This is a genomic window from Allobosea lupini, from assembly GCF_900109525.1.
GTDB classification, from domain to species: Bacteria; Pseudomonadota; Alphaproteobacteria; order Rhizobiales; family Beijerinckiaceae; genus Allobosea; species Allobosea lupini.
Window position 1 is genome coordinate 1 of sequence record NZ_FOAN01000014.1, and the last position, 25,247, is coordinate 25,247.

Genomic DNA, 25,247 nt, shown 5'->3' on the forward strand with positions numbered 1-25,247 from the left:
GATCTGGGCCATCATGGTTCGAGGCGAGATTTACCGGATGCCGGTGCCCGGCTCGGCAGCAGCCTGAGAACCAGTCGTTCAATCAGCGCGCTATCCGCGCGAAGGAGGTTGCGAGGACCATGTGAGATGATGGCGCACCGGTCAGACTGGGGATGAGGACAACCCGCCGAATGTCGAGGGCGTCGAAGCCCGCAAAGCAGAATGGGACCTTATCCGCGGAAACCATCAGGGCCAGCGGTCGATGACCGCGCGAACAGGCCGGACACAAGACTGCACCCGACCAGCACGCCAAACTGTCACAGACCCCTTGCAACGCGGGAGCCATCCACACAAGACCTCGGGATCTGCAGTGATTGGCGCACTGCAGAATCAATTGTTTCCGAAGCGCCGATCGTCGAGCGATCAAGCCCGACGGATCGTCCTCGCATTTGGCGATGGGATCGGCGCTGGACTATCGAGAGGCGATCGCCGTCATCTCGACCAGGAGGTCGGGATAGGCAAGGCGCGCCTCGACGGTCGCGCGGGCCGGCGCGTGGTCTTTTGCGACCCAGGCGTCCCAAGCTTCGTTCATGGCGGCGAACCCCGCCATGTCGGCGAGATAGATGGTAACGCTGGCCAGGTTGTTCTTGGAGACGCCGGCCTGGGCCAGCGTCTCATCGAGGCTGCGCAGAACTTCCTCGGTCTGCACCTTGACGGATTGTCCGCGCGTCTGCTCCGCGACATGGCCTGCAAGGAAGATCAGATCTCCGACGATGACTGCGTCGCTCCAGCGTTCCGTCATGCCAATTCGTTCGATCATAGGGTCAGCTCCATCCACTCGGTCTTCGGCCGATTTCCGGGGGTCGGTTCACCAGCGCTGATCGCCTCTATGACGCACATCGCGACGACGCCATATCGCCGCGATGCGCCACCTGCAGACATTCTCTCTCTAGCCGAGCAGACGTCGATGACGTGATCGACACTCAGTCGCCGGCAATTTCCAGCCCAGTTGAAGGATCGATCCGTTTTCCATCACGCCGCAGAGCTGTCGTCACGAAAAAGAAAACGGAGCATCGCGGAACATGCTGACCTCTCCTGCCGTTCGGCCCTAGGGGGATCGGAGATGGCTGCGATGCCAACCTACGTTGTGCGCATGGATGTCGGCGAAGGACCCGATCGGGGAGAACCAATGGAATTCCCCGACGCCTCGGCAGCCCGCCGGGACGCACAGATCGCGATAGCCGAGATCGCCCGGGATCATATTCCTGGCAAGCGCGAAGCCCATATGGCCGTCGAAATAGACGACGAGCATGGTGCAGCGATCTATCGCGCGAAACTGGAATTCAGCGGTTACGACGGCGAAGAGCCGGAGATGGACCCTGATGGAACCCGACCGCCACAGAACGGACCATGTGAGTGAGCAAGCCAATCGCGTTGATCGTCGAAGACGAGCCACTGCTGATGATGCACGCGGTCGATATCGTCGAGGATGCGGGGTTCGATGTTCTGGAGGCGGCCAATGCGGACGCCGCCGTCGCCATCCTGGAGACCCGCGACGATATTCGCGTCGTTGTCACCGATGTCCAGATGCCGGGCAGCATGGACGGGGTCAAGTTGGCCAAGGCGGTGCGCGATCGCTGGCCGCCGATCCTGATCATCGTGGTCTCGGGTCACCACAAGCTACAATCAGGCGAATTGCCGGACGATGTGACATTCTTGAGCAAGCCTTATTCCGCGCGCCAGATGCATCAGGCACTTTCGCGGATGGGTTAGTCGAAGGACGAGGTGATATTGCGCCGGAACAGTTCTTCGTCGTCCGGCGTGCCACTGATTTTGTCCTGGTCCGGGAGCGGCGCCTCGACTGTAAACAAGACACCGGATGGCAGGTAACTCAGCGAGCCCTTGCCATTGAGTTCGGCCGTCAGCACCTTTTCGATGAGCCGAGTGCCGAAACCGCGGCGGCTGGGCTGGCCTGTGACCTTCGGCCCCCCGACCTCCTGCCAGCGGAACTCGATCATCTTCGAGCCTGCGTGATCGGCAATTTGCCAATCGATCACGACATGGCCGTCGGGCACCGACAAAGCGCCGTACTTCGCGGCGTTGGTCGACAACTCGTGCAGAGCAAGCACCATCGCCATGGCCGCCCGAGGCGGCAAGCTGATTGGCGGACCGCCAACGCGGAAGCGCCTTGCCCCCGGGGCTTCGAAAGACTCTGTGGCACTCGCGACCACCTCCGCGATGGTCGCACTCTGCCATTCCTCCCGCGTCAGCAGGTCATGAGCCGATGCCAGCGACTGCATGCGTGCGGTGAGAACCTCGGTCGCTTCCTGGAGCGAACCCGCATTCCGCAGCGTCTGCGTCGCGATCGACTGGATGGTCGCCATCGAGTTCTTGACGCGATGCTTCAACTCGGCGGTGAGCAGCAGCCGCTGCTCTTCATTACGGCGGCTTTCGGTAACATCGAGCGTGACGCCGGCCATGCTGAGCGGCTTGCCTTCCGCGGAGTAGTAGGGCCGCGCGCGCGCCATGATCCAGCGCGTTTCGCCGCTCGGTATCTCGATCCGGTATTCCTGCTCGTAGTCGTGATGTTCCTCGATGGCGTCCTCGACGGATTGCTGCATTCGCTGCCGCTCTTCCGGCACGACTGTCGCGATGAGGTCCTGATAGGTGAAGGGTTCGGCCGGCTGTCGCCCGAAATTGCGCTTGCAGATGTCCGAGCAGGTCAGCCGCATGTCGGTGAGGTCGAGCGTCCATGAGCCGAGGCGGGCCGCCTGGATGGTGAACTTGAGGCGCTCCTCGGACTGCCGGAGCTCGCGGGTGCGGCGCTCGACCTCCTTCTCCAGCTTGTCATGCTCGCGCTGGAGACGCACCAGACGGTCGCGCTCCAGCGTGACGTCGAACTGGGACGCGAAGAAATAGGTCAGGTGGCCGTCCTCGTCGAAAACTGGCGAGATCAGCACGCGGTTGAAGAACCGACTGCCGTCCTTGCGGTGATTGACGATCTCCATCTCGATCTGCGAGCGGCGCTCGATCGCGTCGCGCAGCTTAGCCACATCGGCGGAATCGGTATCCGGTCCTTGAAGAAATCGGCAGTTGTGCCCGAGACACTCCTCGCGCTCGTAGCCGGTCAGGCGCAGGAAAGCGTCGTTGACGAAGACGATCGGATTGTCGGGCTGGTTGGGATCGGTGATCAACATCGGCATCCGCGTCGCGCGGACGGCGGATGCGAACGGGTCCGATGACTTGCCGACCTTGTCGATCTCGCTCTCGATACGATCGTGCTCGGTTTCGGCATTCATGCGTTCTGGATCTCCTGGTGTGCTTCGTAACCCGAGACATTCCCGATAGTCGTGTCATTTGCTGGACGACGCGACGGCATATGGCTGTAGCGAGAATGCAACTCTCTCGACTGCGGTGAGTTCAATCGTGGATTCGTCGAACCTACCGAAGCTCCTTATGGATGCGCGGCTTACCTCAGATTATAGGGCAGAATGACAGCTGCCGAACGCGACGCCCGATTCATATGCAGCCCCGGCCGGGGACGGTGGACCTGCGACCCCTGACATAAAGTACCGTAGGTCGGACGTAGCCTAGTGGCGCGGGCATGCGGCGCAGCCAACGCCCAGATAGTCCATACTTCGGCCCTTACCTGCTGAACCGCTTCCAGGTGATTGCTGAGCAGGTGTTTACGGACTGATCGGATCTCCCCATCTCACCATGCTGTTCAAGCCGCGCGGCTGCCGCAGCAGAGTGTATTGACACGAATAAATCAGCAGTCGATTCCAGCGCATATGATGACCGGTCCAATGCAGAACATCACCCTCACGCCCGATCTTGAGGATTTCGTATCCGAGCAACTGGCCTCTGGTCATTATGCGGATTCGAGCGAAGTGGTCCGCGCCGCCTTGAAAGTCCTCCGGGATAAGCCTCGCCCTTCGACGCCGAAGGAACGCACGGCGTGGCCAGTGGCCGGGGGAGAATGTGGTGCGTTGATCCGCGAGCGGGACTGGGCAGCGACCAGCCTCGGCGACGTCGATACCTGGCCGGTCGAAATGCGAGCCACGATCGCCAATATCGTGAACTCTCCGGTCGCCAAGGTGCTGATGTGGGGGCCCGACCACATCATGCTCTACAACGATGCCTACAGGACGATTGCCGGGGAGCGTCATCCTTCGGCTCTCGGCAGCCCGGTTGCGACGGCGTTTCCCGAGGTATGGGACTGGAACCGCCCCATTCTGGAAGCCGGCCTGCGCGGCGAAACCATCTCCTATCGCGACCAGCCCATCGAATTCGACAGGCCAGACGGCAGGACGACGCTCTATCTCGACCTGTTCTATACGCCGGTCTACGAAGCCGATGGCGGCGTCGGCGGCGTCATGTGCACCATCGTCGACAACAGCGCACGGGTCGAGGCGGAACGGCGCGTCGCCGTCAGCGAAACCGAATTGCTGCGGGTCACCGACGCCCTGCCGATGCTGGTCTCTTATGTCGACCGGGAGCACGTCTATCGCTTCGCCAACATCGCCTACGAAAGCTGGTTCGGGATGTCGCCCGCCAGCATGATCGGGCGACACGTCAGGGACGTCATCGGCGATGCGCCTTATCAGGATCGCCGAGCCGATCTCGACCGCGGGCTTGCGGGTGAGCGATTCACCGCAGAAACGACGATGCCCCACCGTGATGGCGTGGCTCGCCGGCTCGAGGTTCGCTATGTGCCGCGCATTGAGCCGGACGGTTCGATCCCTGGCGTATACGTTCTGGGAATCGACGTGCAGGAGCGTGCTCTGCGCGAGGCGGCACTGGCGCGCAGCAACAGCCGGTTTCGTCGGGCGATGGATGCCGTTCACGGGGTGTTGTGGACCAACAGTCCCGACGGCCGGATGGATGGCGAGCAGCCTGGCTGGGCTGCGCTCACCGGTCAGACCTATGAGGAATACCAGGGTTTCGGCTGGGCTGACGCTGTGCACCCCGATGACCAGTCCGCATCCGTCGAAAGCTGGAACGCGGCCGTCGATGCGCGGAGCATGTACGTCCACGAGCACCGCGTGCGCGACAGCAGCGGCAGCTGGCGCACCTTCGCGATCCGGGCCTTGCCGGTGTTCGACCCGGTCGGGGAGATCGTCGAATGGGTCGGCGTCCATACCGACATCACCCATCAGCGAGCGGCGGAAGCCGCTCTTCGTGCGCAGGCCGAGGACCTCGCCCGGCAGGTACGGCATCGCGAGCGGGCCGAGGCGCAGTTGCGACAGCTCAACGATAACCTGGAGGCTCGCGTGATCGCCGAGATCGACGAGCGGCGGCAGGCCGAAGCCAAGCTTGCGCAGGCTCAGAAGATGGAGACGGTCGGCAAGCTCACGGGAGGCGTCGCGCACGACTTCAACAATTTGCTTCAGGTCGTGGCAGGCAACCTCCAGCTTCTGGCAAAGGACATCGCCGGCAATGAACGCGCCGAGCGACGCGTGACCAACGCGATGGCCGGCGTCTCCCGCGGGGCCAAGCTCGCCTCGCAGCTTCTCGCCTTCGGACGCCGTCAGGCACTCGAACCCAAGGTCGTCAATGTCAGCCGCTTCGTGCGCGGCATGGACGACATGCTGCGCCGCGCGCTCGGCGAAGCGATCGAGATCGAGACCGTGGTCGGCGGCGGCTTGTGGAACACGTTCATCGACCCAGCCCAGATCGAGAACGCCTTGCTCAATCTCGCGATCAATGCCCGCGATGCGATGGAGGGCCAGGGCAAGCTCACCATCGAACTCTCGAACACTATGTTGGACGATGCCTATGTCCGCGCCCATGACGACGTGACAGCGGGGCAGTACGTCATGCTTGCGGTCACCGATACCGGCAGCGGCATGGCGCCCGAGATCATCGACAAGGTGTTCGAGCCGTTCTTCTCGACGAAGGGCGAGGGCAAGGGCTCAGGGCTCGGTCTCTCCATGGTCTATGGCTTCGTCAAGCAATCGGGGGGCCATGTGAAGATCTATTCCGAGGTCGGGCATGGCACGACGATCAAGCTTTATCTGCCCCGCGCACTCGAGAGCGAGGATGTCGAGGTCGCGGTCGATACCGGCCCCGTCGCGGGCGGGACCGAGACGGTGCTCGTGGTCGAGGACGACGAGGAGGTTCGCGCGACGGTCGTCGAGCTCTTGGCCGATCTCGGCTACCGCGTGCTCAAGGCCGTCGATGCCGCAAGTGCGCTGAACGTGATCGAGAGCGGCGTTCCGATCGACATGCTCTTCACGGACGTCGTGATGCCCGGCACGCTGAAGAGCCCGGAGCTGGCCCGCAAGGCGCGTGAGCGCCTCCCGAACATCGCCGTGCTGTTCACCTCGGGGTATACCGAGAACTCCATCGTGCATGGGGGCAAGCTGGATGCGGGCGTCGAGCTGCTCTCGAAGCCCTATACGCGCGAAGCGCTGGCGCGAAAGGTCAGGCACGTCCTGGCAAACCAGCAGCAGCGGAATGCCGCAGCGGCCCAACGCAGGGAGACGGAGATAGCCGCCGTGCCGGCGCCGCCGGCCGCCGCGAATGCGCGACGCACCGTACTCCTTGTCGAAGATGATGCGCTGATCCGCATGAACACGGCCGAAATCATCGAGGAGGCGGGCTTCGTCGTTGTGGATGCCGGAAGCGCCGAAGAGGCGATGGCCGCGCTGCAGACGGCTCCCGTCGACATCCTGGTGACCGACATCAATCTCCCGGGAGCATCGGGGACCGAGCTTGCCGCTCGTGCACGCGAACTTCGGCCGCAGGTCGTGGTCGTGTTCGCGACCGGCGACGCGTCCACCGTCGCGAAGGACGAGCGCGCGTCGATCCTCGTCAAGCCTTACGGGGAACACAGCTTGCTGGAGGTTCTCGGCGTGAAAGCGCCTGCGAGCCAGCCGAGTTCGCTGAGCAATTCCGACACCGACACGATATGAGGTCATGCCGGTGAAGCCATCCGGACATGCTGGCGGGTGGCCCATCACGCCCTCGCTTCACGTGGCCGTGTCCGACGCTCCGGCTTTGACGAAACGAGGAGAGTGATCCTGGGGGCGAGGGGTGGCATCGGCTGGCCCTGCATCCCGGCACTGTCGACACAGCTCCATCGGAGCCCTATCGCGGCGAAGCAGGCAAGCCCGGGACCCCCGGACTCGCGAAGCGGCAGCCCATCGTCTTGCTGTCGTCGACGCTGCCGTTCCTGAACAATCCGGACATCGTCTCGCCTGGGACGGATCTCGCATTCCGTTCTGACGTCCTGCTGAGATTGCCCGCGCTGCGCCAGCAGCCGCCATTGACTGTTCGCGCGCAAGCGGACGTTCTGCAAACGCGACTACGGCTCGGCGTTCCACTTGAAGTCGCGGATATGCTGTAGGAACACAGACATGGCCGCGCTCTGGTGGCGCCGGTTTGGATAGTAGAGAAACCAGCTCGGCAGCTCGGGCGACCAATCGGGTAACAGTTCGACCAGGCGGCCCTCATCGAGATGCCGCTTCGCGTAGTCCTCGAAGACATGCGCGATGCCTTGTCCCGTCAGCGCCGCCTGCAGCTCCTGATGCGCCGAGCTCAGCGTCAGACGGCCCTCGGGGGCGATCTCCAAGCGCTCGCCGTTCTTCTCGAACTGCCAACTGACGATCGCTCCTCCGGGAAAGCGACGACGGATGCAGTCGAATCCCATCAGATCAGGCGGTGTCACTGGCGCGGCGCGACCCCGAAGATAGTTCGGCGAGGCGACGATCGTGTAGCGCAAGGCAGGCCCGAGCGGCACCGCGATCATGTCCTGCTCCAGCTGCCTGCCGAACCGCACTCCGGCATCGAAGCCCTGCTGGACGATATCGATGATCGCCGCGTCGCTGATCAGCTCGACCTTCACCTCCGGAAAGCGTCGCATGAAGTCAAAGACCAGCGGACACAGCACGTGGTCGACTGCCGGGCCGGGTGCATTGATCCGCAGCGTGCCCGTCGGGGTCTCGCGCAGTCGGTCGAGATCCTCGATCGCCAGCCTGATGTCGCGCAAAGTCGGAACGAGCCGTTCGTAAAGCCGCGCTCCGGCTTCCGTGGGCGCGACGCTGCGCGTGGTTCGATTCAGCAGGCGCAGGCCCAGCGTCCCTTCCAGCGCACCGATGCTCTGGCTCAGCGCCGCCGACGAGACGCCTCGCTCCGCCGCCGCCGCGCGAAAGCCCCCGCATCTGACGATCGATGCGAAGGCGTCGAGACTGTCGAGGCGGAGCGGTCTCATTGCGACATTCTGCTTATCAAGCTGATCGGGAGAAGACGTCTTATCTGATCAATCGTGCACCGTCATCTTGAGCTGGATCGACCGATCCGACTGCGAGGGAACCATGACGAGCATCACCTTGAACCGCCGCAAGATCGTCTTGTCCGCAGTCCTCGGCGCTACCGGGCTGGTTCCCGGAGGAGGTGCCGGAGAGGCCCGTGCTCAGGCGCCGCAACCACCGAGCGGCAACGCCGGACACTATCGCTTCCGGATCGGCGAGATCGGCGCGACAGTGCTTAGCGACGGCCTGATCGGGGGTCCACCGCGCATCTATGCCAGCGATGCGCCCGAGCAGGAGCTGCAGGAGGTGCTGAAGCGCGCCTTCCTGCCGACAGACCATTTGATGCTGAATCTCAACACGCTGCTAATCGAGGTCGGCGGCCGGCGCGTGCTCCTGGAGGCGGGTGCGGGCCAGACGATGGGCCCCAATGGCGGACGCATCTTCGCCCGCCTGGCCGAGATCGGTTTGAGCGCGCGCGATATCGATGTCGTCATCGTCTCGCACACGCATCCCGATCATGTCGGCAATCTCAGGGCCGCCGATGGGCTGCCATCATTCCCGCGCGCCACGATCTTCGCGCCGAAGCCGGATTGGGACTTCTTTGTCCGCGGGGAGCCCGACTTGTCCTACATGCCGGTCCCGGAGGATTTCCGCCGGCGCTTCGCCGCGGCGATCAAGCGTAGTGTCGAGCCGATCGCCAACGGGGTCGAACTCTACCAGCCGGGGGCTGAGATTGTGCCCGGGCTGACAACGATCGCGGCTGCGGGACACACCCCTGGCATGGTCTCGTTCCTCGTCCACTCGGGACGTGACCAGCTGCTGCTGACGGCCGATCTCGCCTACCACCCCATCGTCAACATCGACAGGCCGTGGCGGCCGGGCCCCGACCGCGACAAGGACGCCGCGCTCGGCGCGCGCCGGCGCATCTTCGACCGCGCTGCGGCCGACCGGATACCGGTTCTCGGCTTCCACTATCCGTTCCCGGGCCTCGGCCATCTGCTGCGGACGGACAGCGGCTACGCCTGGGTGCCCGCAGGCTGGCAATTCTGAACAGAAGGGAGACGAGACATGACCCGCAGGCCGACAGATCTCGACCGCCGCAGCTTTCTCGGGGCCGTCAGCGGCGCGACCGCCGCGCTGGGGGGCCCGCGCCTCGCACAAGCCCAGACGAACAGTCCGCCGCTTTCCGGCGCCATGACCGGAGCGATGAGCGGACAAGCCATCACGCGTCGGATCGCGCGGACAGGACAGAACCTGACCGCGCTCGGGCTCGGTACATTCCTGACCTTCGATCTCATGCCGGGCGCGCCGCGCGAGCGCATCCGGGAGGTGTTCCGGCTCTATGCCGCCGGTGGCGGTCGGGTGGTCGATACCTCGCCCCTCTACGGCTCGGCCGAGGCCAGCGTCGGCGCCTTCCTCGCCGAAACGCCAGCTGAAACGGAGGTTTTCCTTGCCAACAAGATCTGGGCGACGGGCGAATATCTCGGCGATGTCGGTGCAGCCACCGCCAGCCTCGAGCAGTCCAAGCTGCGCACGTGGCGCTCGCCGATCGACCTCATGCAATGCCACAGCATCGTCAACGCGCCGGTGATCGTCCCGCTGATGCAGGCGTGGAAGAAGGAGGGCCAGATCCGGCATGTGGGGGTCACACACCACGAGACCGCCGCCCATGAGCAATTGATCCAGATCGTCGAGAAGGGCGATGTGGACTTTGTCCAGACGAATTATTCGATCTTCGACCGCAATGCCGAGAAGCGTCTGCTTCCGTCAGCGGCCGACCGCGGGGTCGGCGTGCTGGTGAACCTTCCGCTCGAAAAGGCACGACTGCTGAAGGTGGTGGAAGGCCATCGTCTGCCCGGTTTCGCGAGCGAGTTCGGCGCAACGAGCTGGGCGCAATTCTTCCTCAAATGGGCCATGGCCCATCCGGCCGTCACCAGCGTGCTCTGCGGAACCTCAAACCCCGACCACATCATCGACAATCTCATGGCGATGCGCGGCCCCCTGCCGGACGCCACGATGCGCCGCCGCATGGTCGCGCATATGGAGACGATTCCCGGCTTCGGGACGATCGCCAACATGCCTTGGTATCCGGGCAAGGAGAGACAGTATCAAGGCCTGATCCGCACCGCCCAGACACGGGCGCGCGAGCGACTGAGAGAGTAGGCGCACGCTTCGCAATCAATGCGCCGAGCCTCCGCCTGAGCCTCAGGACATCAGCACCGACGCGACCACGAGCGCCGCGAAGACCGCGGCGTTGAGCTTCGGCTCCCAGTACTCCATGAAAACGAAGGTAATCGCCAACCATCCCGCGGCGGCCGTCAGGCACAGCACCACGGCCATGCGCTCTCCCATGAAACCCGGCTGCCGCCAGGCCAGCCACAGGCAAAGCAGCCCGAACACCACCTGCCCGAACGCGAAGGATGTGTTGAGACCATAGTAAAGCGATGTCGCGAGGCCGGGCGCCCGCGCGCCGCGCAGATGTTGCGCGACAACGTCGACGATGAAGTGCAGCAGGCCAGTGACCACGAGCCAGCCGAAGGTGCCGTAAACGAGATAGGTGCGCATTCGCTTTTTCCCGGAGCCGGATCAGAAGTGGGACGCGTCGCCGGTCACAGCCCCGCGCAGCCGGGCGGCGACGCGCCGGTTCGCGGTCAGCAGCGCGAGGCAGGTCAGCAGGCTCGCCGCAGGAATGAGCAGCAGGCCGATGCCCAGGCCGTTCGCAAGCCCGGCTGCCGTTGCTGCGTCGCTGACGACACCGACCAGCAGCGGACCGATAGCCGGACCGAGCAGGCCGGAGCCGATCATGACCAGGCTCGTCGCCATGGCCTCCCTACCCTCTCCGGCGACCAGATGCGCGGCTCCGAAGCCCCATGGCAGCATGAAGGCGAAGGAGAACATGCTCGGCACCAGCAGCAGAATCGACACCCATCCGACCGGAACGAACAACGCCGCCGTCATCGGGATGCTCGCGAGCAGGAAGATGATCGCGGGCGGGCCGAGAACGCGGCCGGTCCCGGTGCGGACGGCGCGGTCGAAGAAGCGGCCGCCGAGCAAGGTCCCGGCAATGCCCATCAGGCCCTGCAGCAGGCCGAAAGCCAACCCGGCTTCGCTGGCGGTGAAGCCGTGAGTGCGGATCAGGAATGGCGCCACGAAGACATAGAACGGTGCCGCTGCGAAGCTGGCGACGACGGCGCCGGCGAAGAGCCAGCGAAACCCGGGAGAAGACAACAGGGCGAAGCTTGTCCGCAGGAAAGGCTCCTTCGAGATCGCCTCGGTCTTACGCGGCGGCGTCGGCCCGGGCACGGCTAGCGCCATCGCTCCGATCGCTAGGCCGATGGTGCCCGCGCCGATGAGCACCATGCGCCAGCCCAGCGCATCGCCGAGCGCGCCGCCCGCCGCGAAACCCACCATGGTGCCGAGCGGAATGCCCATGGCGAACAGGCCGATCGCCAGCCCCCGCCGCTCGGGCCGGATCCGGCGGGCGATGATCGCATGGGCGGCAGGCATCGCGCCCGCTTCGCCGAAGGCGACCCCGAACCGCGTCAGAGCCAGGAGCAGGAAGCTCGAGGCCAGCCCACCGAGCGCCGTCATCGCGCTCCACAAAAAAATGCACGAAACCAGCACGAAGCGCGGCGAGCCGCGGTCGGCGGCGCGCGCGAGCGGAAGCGAGAGAAGCGTGTAGCAGACAGCGAAGGCGACACCGGTCAGCAGCCCGATCTGAGTATCGTTGAGCGACAATTCCGCCTTGATCGACTCCGCCATGATATAGGGCAAAATCCTGTCGACCTGAGACAGTGCGCTGACAAGGAAGAACGTCAACAACAACGCTCCGGCGCGCCAGCCTTCTACATCGCCGGCACCGTATCTCTGGGCCGCATCCGGCAAGAGTTCCAAACTGTCCCTCGACGTGGTCGCCGATTCCGCCATGATTTTTGCGCCTTTCGCCTGCATGAGACGAGGCAAGCTAGAATGGGGATCGGGCGACCAGAATGTCTGAAATCGCAATAAATCTGCCTGTTCCTACAGATGGGCGGCGGGTGACCAGCGAGTTCGTGGAATCGCTGGCTCCTCTGCCGGAGGCGCCGGCGACCGCGCCGCTGCTCGCCATGGTCAACGCCTTTATCGAGGCGCAGGGCGGCGGCCAGGGTCTGTTTCCGACGGGTATCGAAAGCGTGAGCATCGTCCGCTCGTTTCAACAGATGATGCCGATGCGCCGGATCTACAGGCCCTCGCTCTGCCTCGTCCTGGCGGGCGCGAAGCAGATCCTCTTCGGCGACGCCATGCTCGACTATCGCGCCATGGAGTATCTGGTGGTCAGCATCGAGTTGCCGGGCACCGGCCGGATCATCGAGGCTGGACCGGACAGACCTTTCGTCGGCGTCACCATCGATCTCGATGTGGCGATGCTGCGAGACGTGCTGGCCCAGCTCGACCCTCTGCCCCGCCCCGCTTCCGGCTCGGGACCTTGCGTCTTCGTGGGCCAGGTCGACGAGGCGCTCGCGGACTGCGTGCAGCGACTGATCCGTGTCTCGCAGAAGCCCGGTGCGATCCCCGTCCTCTACCCATCGGTGATGCGAGAGATCTGCTACCTGCTGCTGAGCGGGCCGCATGGCGGCGAGCTGTGCAACCTCACTCTGCCGGAATCGAGCAGCGAGCGCATTGCGAGGGCGATCCGGATTCTGCGCGAGGATTTCGCCAAGACGGTGCGGATCGAGACGCTCGCGGAGGCGGCGCGCATGAGCCAGTCCTCCTTCCATCAGCACTTCAAGTCGCTGACCGCGATGACCCCGCTCCAGTTCCAGAAGCAGCTGCGGCTTCTCGAGGCGCGGCGCCTGATGGTGGCGGATGCCGCGAGCGTCGCACAGGCGGCCTACCAGGTCGGCTATGAGAGCCCGTCCCAGTTCAGCCGGGAGTATTCCCGCACCTTCGGCGTCGCGCCGAAACGGGACGCGATGAATCACGCCCGCCTCTATGCCACCTATGCCAGCCGCAAGATGCCAGCGGCTTAGCGGATCGCTGCGCCCGGCTTCACATCACATCCAGCTCGGCGGCCTGACGGACAGTTCTGACGACGGGCTGGAAACCGAGCCGCCTGGCGAGCGAGACGTCCATATGAAGGCGCCAGGGGGACGCCAACGGCTCCGAGACGGGCGCCATAGAGGCCCCGGCCAGTTCCACCAGCTCGTGAAGCGATGTCGGCGCGTCGTCACCGATATTGACGATGCGGTCGTCGAGCGCGCCGGAGAGAGCGAGCCTCGTCGCCGTGCCGATATCGACATGGTGCACCATGCTCATCCGTTGGGCGGGATGGAGGCGAGCCTCCGCGAGCAAGGGACAGCGACGATCGCCCTCCTTCCCCATGGACGAAGCCGAACCGCAGGATCGACCTGACAGGATCGAGCCTGCCAATTCGGGCTTCGATTGCAGGATCAGGCATATTTTTTGGGAGTTGAGGCATAGCCGCTCGAGCCGCCTCCCAGGCATTATCCCGGCTTCAAAGCTAGGGGCGATCATCGTCGATAGGCGCAAGAGCCAGCGCAATCCGTCTCTTCGCCTGCGCGTAGGGTTCGTCAGCAAAAGGCGACCTCGCTCGCCGGCAGGACCGGACGAGAGCCCGCGGGTTCGGCCCAACCTCAAGGATCGGTATTGCTTATGAGCCAGTGGACCACCGCCGACATTCCATCGCAGCGCGGCCGGACGGCCGTCGTCACCGGCACCGGTGGACTGGGTTATGAAGACGCGCTCGCGCTTGCTGGTGCCGGCGCGGACGTGATCATCGCTGGCCGCAATCCCGCCAAGGGCGCGGATGCGGTCACGGCGATCAGGGCTGCCGTGCCCGATGCGAAAGTCCGATTTGCGGAGCTCGATCTTGCTAGTCTCGGCTCGGTCGCCGCTTTTGCGGCGCGCCTGGCCGACGAGCACGACGGCCTCGACCTTCTGATCAACAATGCCGGAATCATGCAGCCGCCGCAGCGGCGCGTTTCGGCGGATGGCTTCGAGCTGCAGTTCGCCACCAATTATCTCGGGCACTTCGCGCTCTCCGCGCACCTGCTTCCCCTGCTCAGGCGGGGGCAACAGCCACGGGTCGTCACGCTCGGCAGTGTCGCCGCGCGCCGCGGCGCCATCGACTTCGACGACCTGCAGGCCGCGCGCGCCTACCGGTCGATGCCAGTCTACGCGCAGTCGAAACTCGCCTGCATCATCTTCGCCCTGGAGTTCAGCCGCCGCAGCCGGGCCGCTGCTTGGGGCGTCCAGAGCCTGGCGGCGCATCCGGGGATCACGCGCACGGATCTGATCCCCAACCAGGCCGGCCGGTGGAGCATCGCTGGACTGGCGCGCCGCCACCTTTCCTTCCTGTTCCAGCCGGCGTGGCAGGGAGCGCTGCCAACGCTCTACGCGGCGACGGCGCCGTCGGCGAGAGACGGCGGCTATTACGGTCCCGACAGGCTCGGCGGGACGCGCGGCTTTCCGACGGAGGAGGAGCCGCCCCAGCAGGCGACCGACAGCGCCGCCGCTGCGCGGCTCTGGGCGCTGTCTGAAGAAATGGTGGGAATGGCATTCGCGTGACGCGAAGCGCAGCACCCACGCCCCGCCGCCGGGCAAAGCTCGCCGCCCTGGGCTTGGCGTTGCTGCTGTCGGGCTGCGCCGACGCTGGCCTCGTCGTCGATGCCAGCGGAGCCATGCTGACCACTGGCCGAGTAGACGGCTCCTCCGCGGTTGCTCCAAATTTGCCGCGACGCGCCGGTTCCCCCCGCCACATTCTCGTTCTGACGAGCGGCGGGGCGGACGGGGCGTTTGGGGCCGGGGTCATAACGGCCTGGACGGCCAGCGGCCGGCGCCCGCAATTCGATATCGTCTCCGGCACGTCGACCGGCGCTTTGCAGGCCACGGCAGCGTTCCTGGGCCCGGATTATGACGCACTGCTGGAACGCATATACACCTCCACGCGGACCCGCGACATTTTCCGCTCCAACGGGGTCAAAACGTTGCTGGGAACGGGTCTCTACGATCCCGCGCCCTTGCGCCGCCTGTTGGACGAGGTGATCGACGAAACCACACTCGACGCCGTCGCGGCGGCGCATGCGGCGGGTCGGCGCCTCTATGTCACGACCACCGATATGACGGCCGGCCGCTCGGTTCTTTGGGACATGGGTGCGATCGCCTCGGGTCAGGGCGATCGCAAAAGCGCGTTTCTCGGCGTCCTCGTCGCTTCGGCCGCCGTTCCGGGGCTGGTCGAACCGGTGTATGTGCGCGACCAGGAAGGCAAGCTCGCCGTTCATAGCGACGGCGGCGTCAAGACGCCGGTTCCGCTCGAGGCCTTCATGCTCAAGGCACGCAGGGCTGTCGCGACGCATGTCTGGGTCATCGCCAACGGCCATGTCAGTCGCGACGCCGCGCTGCGGAGCGAAGCGCGGCACGTGCTCGGTCTGGCGCGACGCGGCATCACCCAGCTCATCCGGCAGCTGCTGTACACCTCCGTTCAGGACGCCGAAGCGAAAGCCAGGCGAGCCGGCGCCCGCTTCCACCTCGTCGCGCTGCCGACGAGCGTGCCGGAAGCCGTAGACCCACTCGACTTCAGGCCTGACGAATTGCGAGGCCTTTATGAGACCGGAAGAGCAACAGGGCAGCTCCGGTTCGGCTCCGTGGCCGACGAGGCTGCGCATCAGTAGTGCTTTCTCACCGCCGAAGTGTGCCACATCAGGACATTGGAGCCTGACCAATGCTGCAGGTCTTCTTGTTGCACGCCCCGGCTCTGGCAGGCTTGCCATGCGGCTCGCGGTCGACCGTCGTACCGCTGCGGCTACCCTTCGACCCGTAGGCGAAGAGCGCCAAGGCATGCGGTGACCTCCTGATAGGGAGCGTCGCAGTGCTGCTATTACCCAGTTCGGCAATCAGTTTGCTGCCGAACCACTTGGCTTATCATCTTCGATATCTAGCAGCCTACATGAGTTCTCAATCGATTGTTTACCCATAAATAGTGCGGATCGGAACTGAAATTGTGCCTATGCGTACCGATCGAACTGGCTGGAGGAGGATCAAGGACCGACCGCAGGAGGTAATCATGATGATGGTTTCGAACGATCTACTGGGAATGCGTAGCATCGAAGCCATAGCCGGCTCCGAATCACTTTTTACACAACCAGGTGGACTTTCGGCTGATGCGCTCACCGCTCAGCTCGCCTCGCTGATCCCGCTGGATCTTCTGAGCGCCCAGGGCAGCCCGGATGAGGCACAGCCCGCCATCAGCGCCTCTTCGCAAGTCGCAGACCTGATCAATTCTGTCAGCTCAGCAGCGTTGCTCACGGCTAGCGAAGGCAGCAGCCAGACTGTGGCCTCACCCGGCGCTCTCGTCGAGGCGCTCGGCCATAGCCTCACCGACCTTGGCCATGACACCAACCAGACGCTGGTTGCAGATGTCACCAAGCTACCGGGCGAGGTGAGCGGCCTCAACGAGACGACCGGCAATGTTGCTGACGCCATCAACAATCTGGGTTCTGCTACAATTTATGCTGGCCAGTTCGTCGATGACGTGACTGAGACGGTGACGGGCGCGGGCGAAAGGCCGCTGATCGACACCGCGAACGAGCTGGTCCTCGATTTCCACCAACTCCTCGAAGGTGCGAGCCACGAGATCGGCTTGACCTACGTCACTCACGCTGTGACGAACCTCGGCGAGACGATCGGCCTCGGCAAAATCGGCACGACCGACAATCTCGTTACCGACGTCGTCAACTTGCCGGGCACCCTGTTCGCTGGTGGCGATGTCCTCGGCGCAGTGACGCATGTCGCTGACCATGTCGGCGATCTTGCCAATGGCGTGGCCGGGCTGATCACCGCGATCCCGCAGGATCTTGGCTCGGATCCGTCGGGTCTCGGCCTGCTCGGATCGGACGGCATCATCGGCGGTAGCGGCCTCGACCTCGACCAGGTCGGGGACCTGCTCAGCCCGGGTGGCGGTGGGGCTCTCGGTGTCGTGGGGGGCCTCGTGGACAATCTGACGACGACCCTCGACTTGGTCGGCTCGAACTCTGACGGCAGCGGCAATCTCGTCACTGACGTCCTGAAGCTCCCCGGCGAGCTTCTCTCGGGGAACGGTACGCCAAGACTGACCGACGCAGGTCATCAGCTCGACGTGACCTTGACTGCAACCGGGGATCTCGTCGCGGACATCCTTGGCACAACGGAGAATGGTCTCAGCAATTCCCCGAATGGTCTGACAGGCTCGGTCAGCCAGGCCCTCGACACTTTCGGTGACACCGGTGGAACTGCCATCGGCATTCCGCTCGCCATCGACGGGCTTGTTTCGACGACGCAGGCGCTCGGCCTCGGCGGCGGAACTGCGGACGCCGGCGGGCTTTTGGCCGGCATCACCCAGACCGTGGAAGGCGCGCTGGCCGATCTCGCCAACGACGCCGCCTCAGCTGGCCTCGGCAGCGCTATCGCCATTCCCTCGCTTGACGGCGCGGGGACCGATGGCCTCGCCGGCTTGCTCACGCCGACGGCGGACGGGGGCGGCGGGCTGCTAGCCACGGTGACGAACGTGATCGAGGCAGATGGATCCGACGGTGGCGTCATCGGCACTGTGACTTCGTTGCTGGACCTCGACAATCACGGTCAGTCGGGCGGCGGGCTCGGCCACGCGCTCGGCCTGATCTGACACTGAGTTCGGGCGGCGCATCATCGCGCCGCCCTTCCCGGAAAACGCTAGGTGAAGTTCGCCCATGTCGTCGCCTGCCGCTAAGACGAAGGCCGCGTCCGAACTCAAGGCCGCATTACGCCCGGTGGGCGGAGCGATCGCGAGTGTCGCGATCGCCAGTGGCGTGATCAATCTGCTGATGCTGACTGGCCCGCTCTTCATGCTCCAGGTTTATGACCGCGTTCTACCGAGCCGTAGCGAGGCAACCCTGATCGGCCTAAGCCTGTTCGCCCTCGCCATGTTCCTGTTTCAGAGCCTGTTCGAGGTGCTTCGCAGCCGCATGCTGATCAGGATCGGTCGTCTTTTCGCGGACCGCGTCAGCCCGAAAGCCTTGCATGTCCTAGCGGAAGCGCAGGGCGCCGAGGGGCTCCAGGCGATCCGTGATCTCGATACGATCCGCAGCTTCGCGGGCGGCGGCAGTGCCGCCTTCTTTGATTTGCCCTGGACCCCGCTCTATGTCGCGTTGTGCTTCGCATTTCACCCTGGCCTCGGGGTCGCGGTCCTTGCCGGTGCCGTCCTGCTGAGCTTATTGACCTGGGCAGGCGACCGCCTCACCACCCGCTCCAGTGAGGAGCTAGCCACCCTGTCGACAGCGCGTGGTCGGCGGACCGAGGAAATGCGCCGCAATGCGCTGATGATCGATGCGCTTGGCATGCGTACCCGGATGCAGGGGCGGTGGCTCGAGCGGACGCATACTTATCTCGATCGTCAGGATGCGGCCCAGGGTCTCGCGAGCTATCTGAATGCCGCGACGCGGTTGCTGCGCACGGTACTGCAGTCGGCAGTCCTTGCGCTGGGCGCCTGGCTCGTCATCCATCAGGAAGCTTCCGGCGGCATCATGCTGGCGGCAACGATCCTGACCATCCGCGCTCTGTCACCCGTGGAGTTGGCGATCGCGAACTGGCGCGGGTTCGTTGCCGCGCGTCAGTCGTGGTCCCGGCTCGATGCGGCGCTGACGTCTACGCCGAGCCGCCAGGGCCCGACATCGATCGCATTGCCGAAGCGGGAACTATCTGTCGTGGCTGTCAGCGTGGCCATTCCCGCTTCCGAACGAGCTGTGGTCGCCAATGCCAGCTTCGTGTTGCGGGCCGGCAGCGCCCTCGGCATCGTCGGCCCGAGCGGGTCCGGCAAATCGTCCTTGGCTCGCGCCGTTGTCGGTGTCTGGCCTACCGCGCGTGGAGTCATCCGCCTCGACGGTGCCACCTTCGACCAATGGGATCGGGACGTCATCGGCGGGGCGATCGGCTACCTCCCGCAGGATGTGGAGCTGCTCGCGGGGACCGTCGCCGAGAATATTGCACGTTTCGCGATGGATCGGTCGGCCGAGGCGGTTCAGGTCGCAGCAGCTGAAGCAGACGTGCATGAGATGATCCTGCGCCTTCCCGACGGCTATGACACGCAGGTCGGCGAAGGAGGCACCATGCTCTCCGGTGGCCAGCGCCAGCGCATTGGTCTGGCGCGTGCACTGTTCGGCCGCCCCTTCCTTGTCGTGCTCGACGAGCCCAATGCGAGCCTCGACTCGGCAGGCGAGCAGGCGCTGCTGCGGGCCATCGTCGGCATACGGCAACGTGGCGGCATTGCCATTGTCATCGCTCATCATGGGAGCGCTCTCGCCGCCGTCGACCAGCTGATGGTGTTGAATGAAGGGCATGTCCAGCGCCTGGGGCCTCGCGACGAGGTGCTGAAGGCCCTCGCCGCATCGGCGCCGCCCCAGGCTCGCGCTGCCCAAGGCAAGACCAGGCGCACCGCTTCGAAGGGGCGGGCGATAGCCGCATCGAGAAGGAGCGCAGCCGATGCCCAGGCCCGGACGCACGCTTGAACGCTCGCTTGCGCTGCATAGCGTTGCGCTTGCCGGAGTGCTCGTCGCGCTGATCGGTGGATTCACCACGCTCAGCGCTGCCATCGATGTCTCCGGAGCAGTCATTGCGAGCGGCAATCTGGTGGTCGAGAGCGAGCTCAAGAGGATCCAGCACCCGAGCGGCGGCGTAGTAAGCGAGATATTGGTGAGCGAAGGCAGCCGCGTCGCCAAAGACGAGGTCCTGCTGCGGCTCGATCCGACAGTTGCCAAGGCGACGCTCAATGCCGTGACCAATGATTTGTGGGAGCTTTCGGCGCGCCGTGCCAGGCTTGAGGCGGAGCGGGACGGGGCAAGCGAACCCGGCTTTACTCCTGCATTGTTGGCTGCCGCATCGGACCCGTCGCTCGCAAGTCTCGTCTCTGGAGAAAAGACGCTTTTCCGCTACCGTACTGAGGCGCTCGCTGGCCAGAAGGCGCAGCTGCGCGAGCGGATCAGGCAGCTTCACGACGAGGGTGCAGGCCTGCAAGGTCAGCAGGAGGCCAAGCGGCTCGAGCTCGACCTGGTCGAGAAGGAACTCACTGGCATCCGCGAGCTTTGGGAGAAGAAGCTCATCCCCTCCACGCGCCTGATGGCACTTGAGCGTGAGCGCGCGCGGCTCGGCGGCGAAGCGGGAAAGCTCGCGGCGATGCTTGCCCAGACCAGGGGCAAGATCTCGGAGACGGAGCTTCAGATCATCGAGATCGACCAGACCGCCCGGACCGATGTCGCCAAGCAGCTCGCCGACATCCGAGCCAAGACGTCCGAACTGACCGAGAAGCGAGCCACCGCGCTCGACCAGAGCGAGCGAGTCGAGATTCGAGCCCCTCAGGCTGGCGTGGTGCTCAGCCTTTCCGTCCATACCCTCGGCGGCGTCATCACGGCAGGCGAACAGCTGATGCAGATCGTGCCGGAGAACGATGCTTTGATCGCTGAAGCCCGTGTGAGGCCGGTCGATGTCAACCAAATCCGCCTGGACCAGCCGGCGAGCCTACGCTTCTCGACTCTGAACCAGCGCACCACGCCGGAGATCGAGGGGCGCGTGATCCGGATCAGTGCCGATGCTGTGAAGGATGAACGCGTCGACGAGCCCTATTTCGTCGTGCGCCTGCGTTTCGATCGCAGCGGAATGCTCAGTGACACGGTACTACTGCCAGGTATGCCCGTCGAGGTTTTCATCCGCACCGATCCCCGCTCGCTGGCAAGCTATTTGGTCAAGCCGATGGCCGATCAGATGCGCCGGGCCTTCAGAGAGAAATAGATTTCGGGCCATCGCAGTGTGATGGCTAGTCAGGGCTCGCAAAACAACTTCAAGTTGCGATTCTTTGATAACTTCTCCAAACGCGTCCTGAAGGCCATGTTTGCCGGACTTCTTTGCGTCTGCTTCGGAGAGAAAAAAGATATCGTTGGCCCCTGTCACGGACAGGGAACTTTCACTTGGGTTGGCCGCATGCGGCTTGGCGATCGCTCCGGCGTTGAAGTCTGTTCTCACCGCACCGACTGCAATGCCACCCTCGTACGCATCCTCGGCTGCGCTCCGAAAGTCTCACCGAATCGGAAATTCGCTGCCGCGATGCGCCTTCGACACATCCTCATATCCCAGCGCTCAGTCGATTCCCACGCTGGATTTGGCGCCAGGAAAGTCAGTCAACCTTTTGAAATAAAGAGGCTTTTCGAGAATGTTCGGAGCTTTTGTTCTTTCAGCCTAGGGCTCTCAATGCGAGCCGCCCGCCCCCTCGTCGTAGCCCGCTCAAGGACTGCTCGCGTAAATCCCCGCTCAAACGGTAAAATCAATAGAACCTACGCCGTTAAGCGCAGGTATTTCTCAGCGATTGGGCTTTCGTAGGGGATTTCGTGACTCGCCGACTGAAGTCCAACATATTTGCCAGAAAAATCAGCATCTTGCGGGATATAATGGCGGACAGGGAGGGATTTGAACCCCCGATACCCTTGCGGGTATGCCGCATTTCGAGTGCGGTGCATTCAACCACTCTGCCACCTGTCCGCGGTCGCTCTGGTCGAGGCGGGGTGCTTACTACACATTGCATCCCCGCTGCACAAGCCTTTCCGGAGCGATGCGTCCACAACGCCGTCATCGCCTTGAAATCAATCGCTGCCATGCTGCTTTTCCTTGACGGCTCGCCCGTGCGCGACTAGGAAGCCGCGTCCGGCGTGGGGAAACCCGCGCCTGATCTCTTTTGGCTGCCGCCCACCATGCCGCTTCCGTGCGGCAGGCGCAGCGGGCCTTAAAGAGCAACCCGACCACGCAACCGACTGCCAAAAAGCCGTCCCGCGTGCGCCCTGCAGGGGCACATGACAGGGCGGGGCTCAACATGGAGAACACTAAGATGTTCGCAGTCATCAAGACCGGCGGCAAGCAGTTCCGCGTCGCCGCCAATGACCGCATCACCGTCGCCAAGATCGAGGGCAACCCGGGCGACACCGTCGCTTTCGGCTCCGTCCTGATGCTGACCGATGGCGAGAAGTCGACGATCGGCGCTCCCTTCCTCGGTGATATCACCGTCGCCGGCGAGATCGTCGAGCAGGCCCGCGGCGAGAAGGTCATCGCTTTCAAGAAGCGCCGCCGCCAGAATTCCAAGCGCAAGCGCGGCTTCCGCGCCGAGCTGACCGTGGTGCGCATCACCGACATCCTCACCGGCGGCAAGAAGCCGGAGATGAAGAAGGGCGAAGCCGCTCCGGTCGCGCTCAAGGCCGGCAGCGAAACCGTCAAGGGCAAGGCTTCGGCCAAGCCGGCGAAGGCCAAGGCTGAAGCCAAGGCCGAGGGCCTCGACGCCTCCAACCTCTCGCTGATCTCGGGCGTCGGCCCGACCATCGAGAAGAAGCTGCGCGCCGCCGGCATCACCTCCTGGAACGACATCGCCGCCTGGACCGAGGCCGATATCGCCAAATGGGACGAGGAGCTCAAGCTGCGTGGCCGCGCCACCCGCGAGGAGTGGGTCGAGCAGGCCAAGGAGCTGCTCGCCGGCAAGCCGCCGCGGGCCAAGGCTGACCAGGCCGAGCTCGCTTCCGGCGAGGACTACTGACCGGCGCTGACAGGCACCGCGCAGCTTCACGCCCGGTCGGGGTGGCTTTTGCCGCCGATTCGGGTTACATGGACTGAAGAGTTTTTGAGGTAGGGCGTTATGGCTCACAAAAAGGCAGGCGGCTCGTCCCGCAACGGTCGCGACTCCGAAAGCAAGCGCCTCGGCGTGAAGCGCTTCGGCGACCAGGCGGTCGTGGCCGGCAACATCATCATTCGTCAGCGCGGCACCAAATGGCACGCCGGCGTGAACGTCGGCATGGGCAAAGACCATACGCTCTTTGCCACGTCGAACGGTCGCGTCCGATTCACGACGAAGCTCGGCCGAGCTTTCGTGAACGTAGTCCCGGCCCAAGAGGCCGCAGAATAAACGGCGGATAGGGAATGTTCTCGATCCGCCGGTTCCATCGAACCGGACGGATCAAGGGAATAAGAGCCCCAAGCGGGTTTCCCGAAGGTCAAGCGAGGGGGAGATGGGACCAAAGCCCAGCTCCCCCTTTCGTTTGCGCCGACGGAGAGACCAAGATGTTCCCCGAATTGACGAGAGACGACGTCTTCCGGCTCGAGACCCGGCGGCTGTGGCTGCGTTGGCCGCGGATCGCCGATGCCACCGCCATCCTGCGCCTCGCCGGCGAGAAGGCCGTGGCCGAGATGACCGCCTCGATTCCCCATCCATATCCGACCCAGGCAGTCGATCCCTTCATCTTCGCGACGCGCAAGGGCAATGCGCTCGGCGATCATCTCGTGCTGGCGATCACCCCGCGCGAGAAGCCGAACGACCTGATCGGCATGATCGGCGCGCACAAGCAGGCGACCGGGCGGCCGTTCATCGGCTACTGGCTCGGCACCCCGCACTGGAACAAGGGCTATGCCACCGAGGCGGTGCAGGCGCTGATCGACACGATGTTCTCGCTGGTCGAGATCGATGCGGTCGAGGCCGACACCCGTGTCATCAACCCGGCCTCGCGCCGGGTGCTGGAGAAGAGCGGCTTCCGGCAGGAGGGTTCCTTCCTGAAGTCGCTGCCGGCGCGTGGCGGCCTGTTCCCCTGCGAGCAGTTCCGGCTCGACCGCTCGACCTGGGCGGCGCTGAAGAGCTGGAGCGCGTCCGGCTGGGCGCCGCTGCCGGCGGCCGAACAGCAGCAGCAGGCTGACAGCTTCAGCGAGGAGCCCTGCCTCGCTTGAACCCATCGGTCCCGCCCTCCCGGGCGGGGCCGAAATCCGTCTTCACCGCATCAGGCCGGCTGAGCGCAGCGCATCCTCGATGATCTTGCGCACGCCAGCGGCTGCAGGCGGCGTAGCCGGCTGATCGGTCACGCGCGGCGGTTCTGGCTCCGGCCGCGCCGGACCGGCGGCCATGACATGCTCGCGCGCCGGGAGCGGAGCGGCCGGTGTTTTCGCGTACGGCTTGGCTTTCTCTGCCTTACCGGCCCGCAGCCCCCAGAACCCGGCGATCCGCTGTGTCGAGGAAATGCCGGCGGCCAGCATATACGGCCCCGGTCGGCCGATGCCGTCGCCGGCGATCGGCGTGCCATGGCCCATTCCGGCAATGCTATACTCCTCGATCAGGTCGCGGCCGTCGGCGTCCCGCCAGACCCGGCGCCTCTGGCCATCCGCCGATTCGCTCGCGGACGGCTCGGCAGGCAGGTCGTGGACACCGCGCCATTGCGCGACCAGCGCTGCGGCATTGGCAGGGGCGACGGTGCGGTCGGCGCTGCCCTGCCAGATCGAGATCGTCGGCCAGGGCCCATCATGCCGCGAGGCGGAGCGCACCAGATCCTGCAGCCTTTTCTCTCCCGGGAGCCCATGGGCTCGCATGCGGTCGAAGGCTTCGGGAATGGTGCCCGCGACGCCATAGGGCAGACCTGCAATGATCGCACCACCGGCGAAGAGCTCGGGATAGGTCGCCAGCATGACGCCGGCCATGGCCCCGCCCGCCGACAGGCCGGTGATGAAGACGCGGCCGCGATCGAGGCCGTAGCGCGTGATCATCGTTTCGATCATCTGGCTGATCGACAGCGCCTCGCCCCTGCCGCGCTGCGTATCGCCCGGCTCGAACCAGTTGAAGCAGAGATTGGCATTGTTGGCGCGCTGCTGCTCGGGAAACAGCAGCGCAAAGCCGTCGCGATCGGCCAGCGTCGACCAGCCGGAGCCATGATCGTAGCCGGAAGCGGTCTGGGTGCAGCCATGCAGCACCACGACGAGCGGCGCGCCGGCGGGAAGCTCGGGCGGAAGATGGGTCCGGGCAAGCAGCGCGCCGGGATTGCTGCCGAACTCCGGCAAGGTGCCGAGGCGGCCGGACATATCGGGGCCCGCCCCCGTCCCAAGCTGGGTGCGGTAGGCCGATAGGCGGGCGATCGTGTCGGAGAGCTTTCGCATCGTCATGGCCCTTGCTTCGTCAGCCGCGGAGTGGGGCTGGCGGATGACAACCCCCGAGATGGGCAT

21 protein-coding genes and 1 tRNA gene are annotated in these 25,247 nt (G+C 64.7%); 14 read left to right on the top strand and 8 right to left on the bottom strand.

Annotated elements, in window-relative coordinates:
* Positions 1–451 precede the first annotated feature (451 nt).
* The gene (locus tag BMZ21_RS27275; RefSeq protein WP_091842308.1) at positions 452–799 is read right to left on the bottom strand and encodes a RidA family protein; all 348 of its coding nucleotides are present in this window, start codon (positions 797–799) and stop codon (positions 452–454) included.
* A 312-nt stretch (positions 800–1,111) separates the two neighbouring features.
* Between BMZ21_RS27275 and BMZ21_RS30120 the strand changes: the two genes are divergently transcribed.
* The gene (locus BMZ21_RS30120) at positions 1,112–1,399 is read left to right on the top strand and encodes a DUF6894 family protein (RefSeq protein WP_143079825.1); all 288 of its coding nucleotides are present in this window, start codon (positions 1,112–1,114) and stop codon (positions 1,397–1,399) included.
* On the top strand, positions 1,396–1,752 hold the full coding sequence (locus BMZ21_RS27285) for a response regulator (protein WP_091842313.1): 357 nt from the start codon (positions 1,396–1,398) through the stop codon (positions 1,750–1,752). Before BMZ21_RS30120 ends, BMZ21_RS27285 begins: the two co-directional genes overlap by 4 nt.
* On the opposite strand, the gene BMZ21_RS27290 is transcribed toward BMZ21_RS27285, so the two are convergent.
* Complete coding sequence (locus BMZ21_RS27290; protein ID WP_091842316.1) at positions 1,749–3,278, bottom strand: PAS domain-containing protein; 1,530 nt, start codon at positions 3,276–3,278, stop codon at positions 1,749–1,751. The genes BMZ21_RS27285 and BMZ21_RS27290 overlap by 4 nt on opposite strands.
* Positions 3,279–3,785: 507 nt before the next feature.
* Between BMZ21_RS27290 and BMZ21_RS27295 the strand changes: the two genes are divergently transcribed.
* The gene (locus BMZ21_RS27295; RefSeq protein WP_091842318.1) at positions 3,786–6,896 is read left to right on the top strand and encodes a hybrid sensor histidine kinase/response regulator; all 3,111 of its coding nucleotides are present in this window, start codon (positions 3,786–3,788) and stop codon (positions 6,894–6,896) included.
* A 392-nt stretch (positions 6,897–7,288) separates the two neighbouring features.
* Here the strand turns inward: BMZ21_RS27295 and BMZ21_RS27300 are convergent, their stop codons facing one another.
* Complete coding sequence (locus BMZ21_RS27300; protein ID WP_091842320.1) at positions 7,289–8,194, bottom strand: LysR family transcriptional regulator; 906 nt, start codon at positions 8,192–8,194, stop codon at positions 7,289–7,291.
* A 103-nt stretch (positions 8,195–8,297) separates the two neighbouring features.
* On the opposite strand from BMZ21_RS27300, the gene BMZ21_RS27305 reads away from it, so the two are divergent.
* Positions 8,298–9,284 (top strand): MBL fold metallo-hydrolase, encoded by a 987-nt coding sequence (locus tag BMZ21_RS27305; RefSeq protein ID WP_091842323.1) that lies wholly within the window; start codon positions 8,298–8,300, stop codon positions 9,282–9,284.
* An 18-nt stretch (positions 9,285–9,302) separates the two neighbouring features.
* Positions 9,303–10,397, top strand: a complete 1,095-nt coding sequence (locus BMZ21_RS27310; RefSeq protein ID WP_091842326.1) for an aldo/keto reductase — start codon at positions 9,303–9,305, stop codon at positions 10,395–10,397.
* 42 nt (positions 10,398–10,439) lie between these two features.
* Here the strand turns inward: BMZ21_RS27310 and BMZ21_RS27315 are convergent, their stop codons facing one another.
* Together BMZ21_RS27315 and BMZ21_RS27320 are read right to left on the bottom strand one after the other, a co-directional pair.
* Entirely contained in the window at positions 10,440–10,799 is a 360-nt protein-coding gene (locus tag BMZ21_RS27315) for a hypothetical protein (RefSeq protein ID WP_091842329.1), read from the bottom strand.
* 21 nt (positions 10,800–10,820) lie between these two features.
* Positions 10,821–12,053, bottom strand: coding sequence for an MFS transporter (locus BMZ21_RS27320; RefSeq protein WP_244544049.1), 1,233 nt, complete (start codon positions 12,051–12,053; stop codon positions 10,821–10,823).
* A gap of 287 nt (positions 12,054–12,340) precedes the next feature.
* Here BMZ21_RS27320 and BMZ21_RS27325 point away from each other — a divergent pair, with 287 nt between their 5' ends.
* Positions 12,341–13,243, top strand: a complete 903-nt coding sequence (locus BMZ21_RS27325) for an AraC family transcriptional regulator (RefSeq protein ID WP_244544056.1) — start codon at positions 12,341–12,343, stop codon at positions 13,241–13,243.
* Between the two features lie 19 nt (positions 13,244–13,262).
* Here BMZ21_RS27325 and BMZ21_RS30125 read toward each other — a convergent pair whose 3' ends face one another.
* Positions 13,263–13,775 (bottom strand): NAD-dependent epimerase/dehydratase family protein, encoded by a 513-nt coding sequence (locus BMZ21_RS30125; RefSeq protein ID WP_143079826.1) that lies wholly within the window; start codon positions 13,773–13,775, stop codon positions 13,263–13,265.
* 111 nt (positions 13,776–13,886) lie between these two features.
* On the opposite strand from BMZ21_RS30125, the gene BMZ21_RS27335 reads away from it, so the two are divergent.
* From BMZ21_RS27335 to BMZ21_RS27355, 5 genes are all read left to right on the top strand, one after another.
* Complete coding sequence (locus BMZ21_RS27335; RefSeq protein ID WP_091842338.1) at positions 13,887–14,801, top strand: SDR family oxidoreductase; 915 nt, start codon at positions 13,887–13,889, stop codon at positions 14,799–14,801.
* A 53-nt stretch (positions 14,802–14,854) separates the two neighbouring features.
* Positions 14,855–15,904: a patatin-like phospholipase family protein gene (locus BMZ21_RS27340; protein WP_143079827.1), complete on the top strand. Its 1,050-nt coding sequence runs from the start codon at positions 14,855–14,857 to the stop codon at positions 15,902–15,904.
* Between the two features lie 392 nt (positions 15,905–16,296).
* Positions 16,297–17,892 (top strand): hypothetical protein, encoded by a 1,596-nt coding sequence (locus BMZ21_RS27345; protein ID WP_091842342.1) that lies wholly within the window; start codon positions 16,297–16,299, stop codon positions 17,890–17,892.
* 64 nt (positions 17,893–17,956) lie between these two features.
* Positions 17,957–19,750, top strand: coding sequence for a type I secretion system permease/ATPase (locus tag BMZ21_RS27350; protein WP_091842344.1), 1,794 nt, complete (start codon positions 17,957–17,959; stop codon positions 19,748–19,750).
* The gene (locus BMZ21_RS27355) at positions 19,725–21,026 is read left to right on the top strand and encodes an HlyD family type I secretion periplasmic adaptor subunit (protein ID WP_091842347.1); all 1,302 of its coding nucleotides are present in this window, start codon (positions 19,725–19,727) and stop codon (positions 21,024–21,026) included. The genes BMZ21_RS27350 and BMZ21_RS27355 overlap by 26 nt, the downstream gene beginning before the upstream one ends.
* 654 nt (positions 21,027–21,680) lie before the next feature.
* Here the strand turns inward: BMZ21_RS27355 and BMZ21_RS27360 are convergent.
* A tRNA-Ser gene (locus BMZ21_RS27360) sits at positions 21,681–21,770 on the bottom strand.
* Positions 21,771–22,113: 343 nt separating this feature from the next.
* Between BMZ21_RS27360 and BMZ21_RS27365 the strand changes: the two genes are divergently transcribed.
* The 3 genes from BMZ21_RS27365 (at position 22,114) to BMZ21_RS27375 (ending at position 23,987) form a co-directional block, all read left to right on the top strand.
* Complete coding sequence (locus BMZ21_RS27365; RefSeq protein WP_091842350.1) at positions 22,114–22,809, top strand: 50S ribosomal protein L21; 696 nt, start codon at positions 22,114–22,116, stop codon at positions 22,807–22,809.
* A gap of 99 nt (positions 22,810–22,908) precedes the next feature.
* Complete coding sequence (gene rpmA, locus BMZ21_RS27370) at positions 22,909–23,175, top strand: 50S ribosomal protein L27 (RefSeq protein WP_091842353.1); 267 nt, start codon at positions 22,909–22,911, stop codon at positions 23,173–23,175.
* A 155-nt stretch (positions 23,176–23,330) separates the two neighbouring features.
* The gene (locus BMZ21_RS27375; protein WP_091842356.1) at positions 23,331–23,987 is read left to right on the top strand and encodes a GNAT family N-acetyltransferase; all 657 of its coding nucleotides are present in this window, start codon (positions 23,331–23,333) and stop codon (positions 23,985–23,987) included.
* Between the two features lie 42 nt (positions 23,988–24,029).
* Here the strand turns inward: BMZ21_RS27375 and BMZ21_RS27380 are convergent, their stop codons facing one another.
* Positions 24,030–25,181, bottom strand: coding sequence for an extracellular catalytic domain type 1 short-chain-length polyhydroxyalkanoate depolymerase (locus BMZ21_RS27380; protein ID WP_091842520.1), 1,152 nt, complete (start codon positions 25,179–25,181; stop codon positions 24,030–24,032).
* Positions 25,182–25,247: the final 66 nt, after the last annotated feature.

Coding starts and splice junctions, on each gene's coding strand:
- BMZ21_RS27295 (WP_091842318.1), top strand. CDS start 3,786: ATGCAGAACATCACCCTCACGCCCGATCTTGAGGATTTCGTATCCGAG.
- BMZ21_RS27365 (WP_091842350.1), top strand. CDS start 22,114: ATGTTCGCAGTCATCAAGACCGGCGGCAAGCAGTTCCGCGTCGCCGCC.
- BMZ21_RS27310 (WP_091842326.1), top strand. CDS start 9,303: ATGACCCGCAGGCCGACAGATCTCGACCGCCGCAGCTTTCTCGGGGCC.
- rpmA (WP_091842353.1), top strand. CDS start 22,909: ATGGCTCACAAAAAGGCAGGCGGCTCGTCCCGCAACGGTCGCGACTCC.
- BMZ21_RS27375 (WP_091842356.1), top strand. CDS start 23,331: ATGTTCCCCGAATTGACGAGAGACGACGTCTTCCGGCTCGAGACCCGG.
- BMZ21_RS27305 (WP_091842323.1), top strand. CDS start 8,298: ATGACGAGCATCACCTTGAACCGCCGCAAGATCGTCTTGTCCGCAGTC.
- BMZ21_RS27345 (WP_091842342.1), top strand. CDS start 16,297: ATGATGATGGTTTCGAACGATCTACTGGGAATGCGTAGCATCGAAGCC.
- BMZ21_RS27325 (WP_244544056.1), top strand. CDS start 12,341: ATGGTCAACGCCTTTATCGAGGCGCAGGGCGGCGGCCAGGGTCTGTTT.
- BMZ21_RS27355 (WP_091842347.1), top strand. CDS start 19,725: ATGCCCAGGCCCGGACGCACGCTTGAACGCTCGCTTGCGCTGCATAGC.
- BMZ21_RS27300 (WP_091842320.1), bottom strand. CDS start 8,194: ATGAGACCGCTCCGCCTCGACAGTCTCGACGCCTTCGCATCGATCGTC.
- BMZ21_RS27335 (WP_091842338.1), top strand. CDS start 13,887: ATGAGCCAGTGGACCACCGCCGACATTCCATCGCAGCGCGGCCGGACG.
- BMZ21_RS27350 (WP_091842344.1), top strand. CDS start 17,957: ATGTCGTCGCCTGCCGCTAAGACGAAGGCCGCGTCCGAACTCAAGGCC.
- BMZ21_RS27315 (WP_091842329.1), bottom strand. CDS start 10,799: ATGCGCACCTATCTCGTTTACGGCACCTTCGGCTGGCTCGTGGTCACT.
- BMZ21_RS27290 (WP_091842316.1), bottom strand. CDS start 3,278: ATGAATGCCGAAACCGAGCACGATCGTATCGAGAGCGAGATCGACAAG.
- BMZ21_RS30120 (WP_143079825.1), top strand. CDS start 1,112: ATGCCAACCTACGTTGTGCGCATGGATGTCGGCGAAGGACCCGATCGG.
- BMZ21_RS27275 (WP_091842308.1), bottom strand. CDS start 799: ATGATCGAACGAATTGGCATGACGGAACGCTGGAGCGACGCAGTCATC.
- BMZ21_RS27380 (WP_091842520.1), bottom strand. CDS start 25,181: ATGCGAAAGCTCTCCGACACGATCGCCCGCCTATCGGCCTACCGCACC.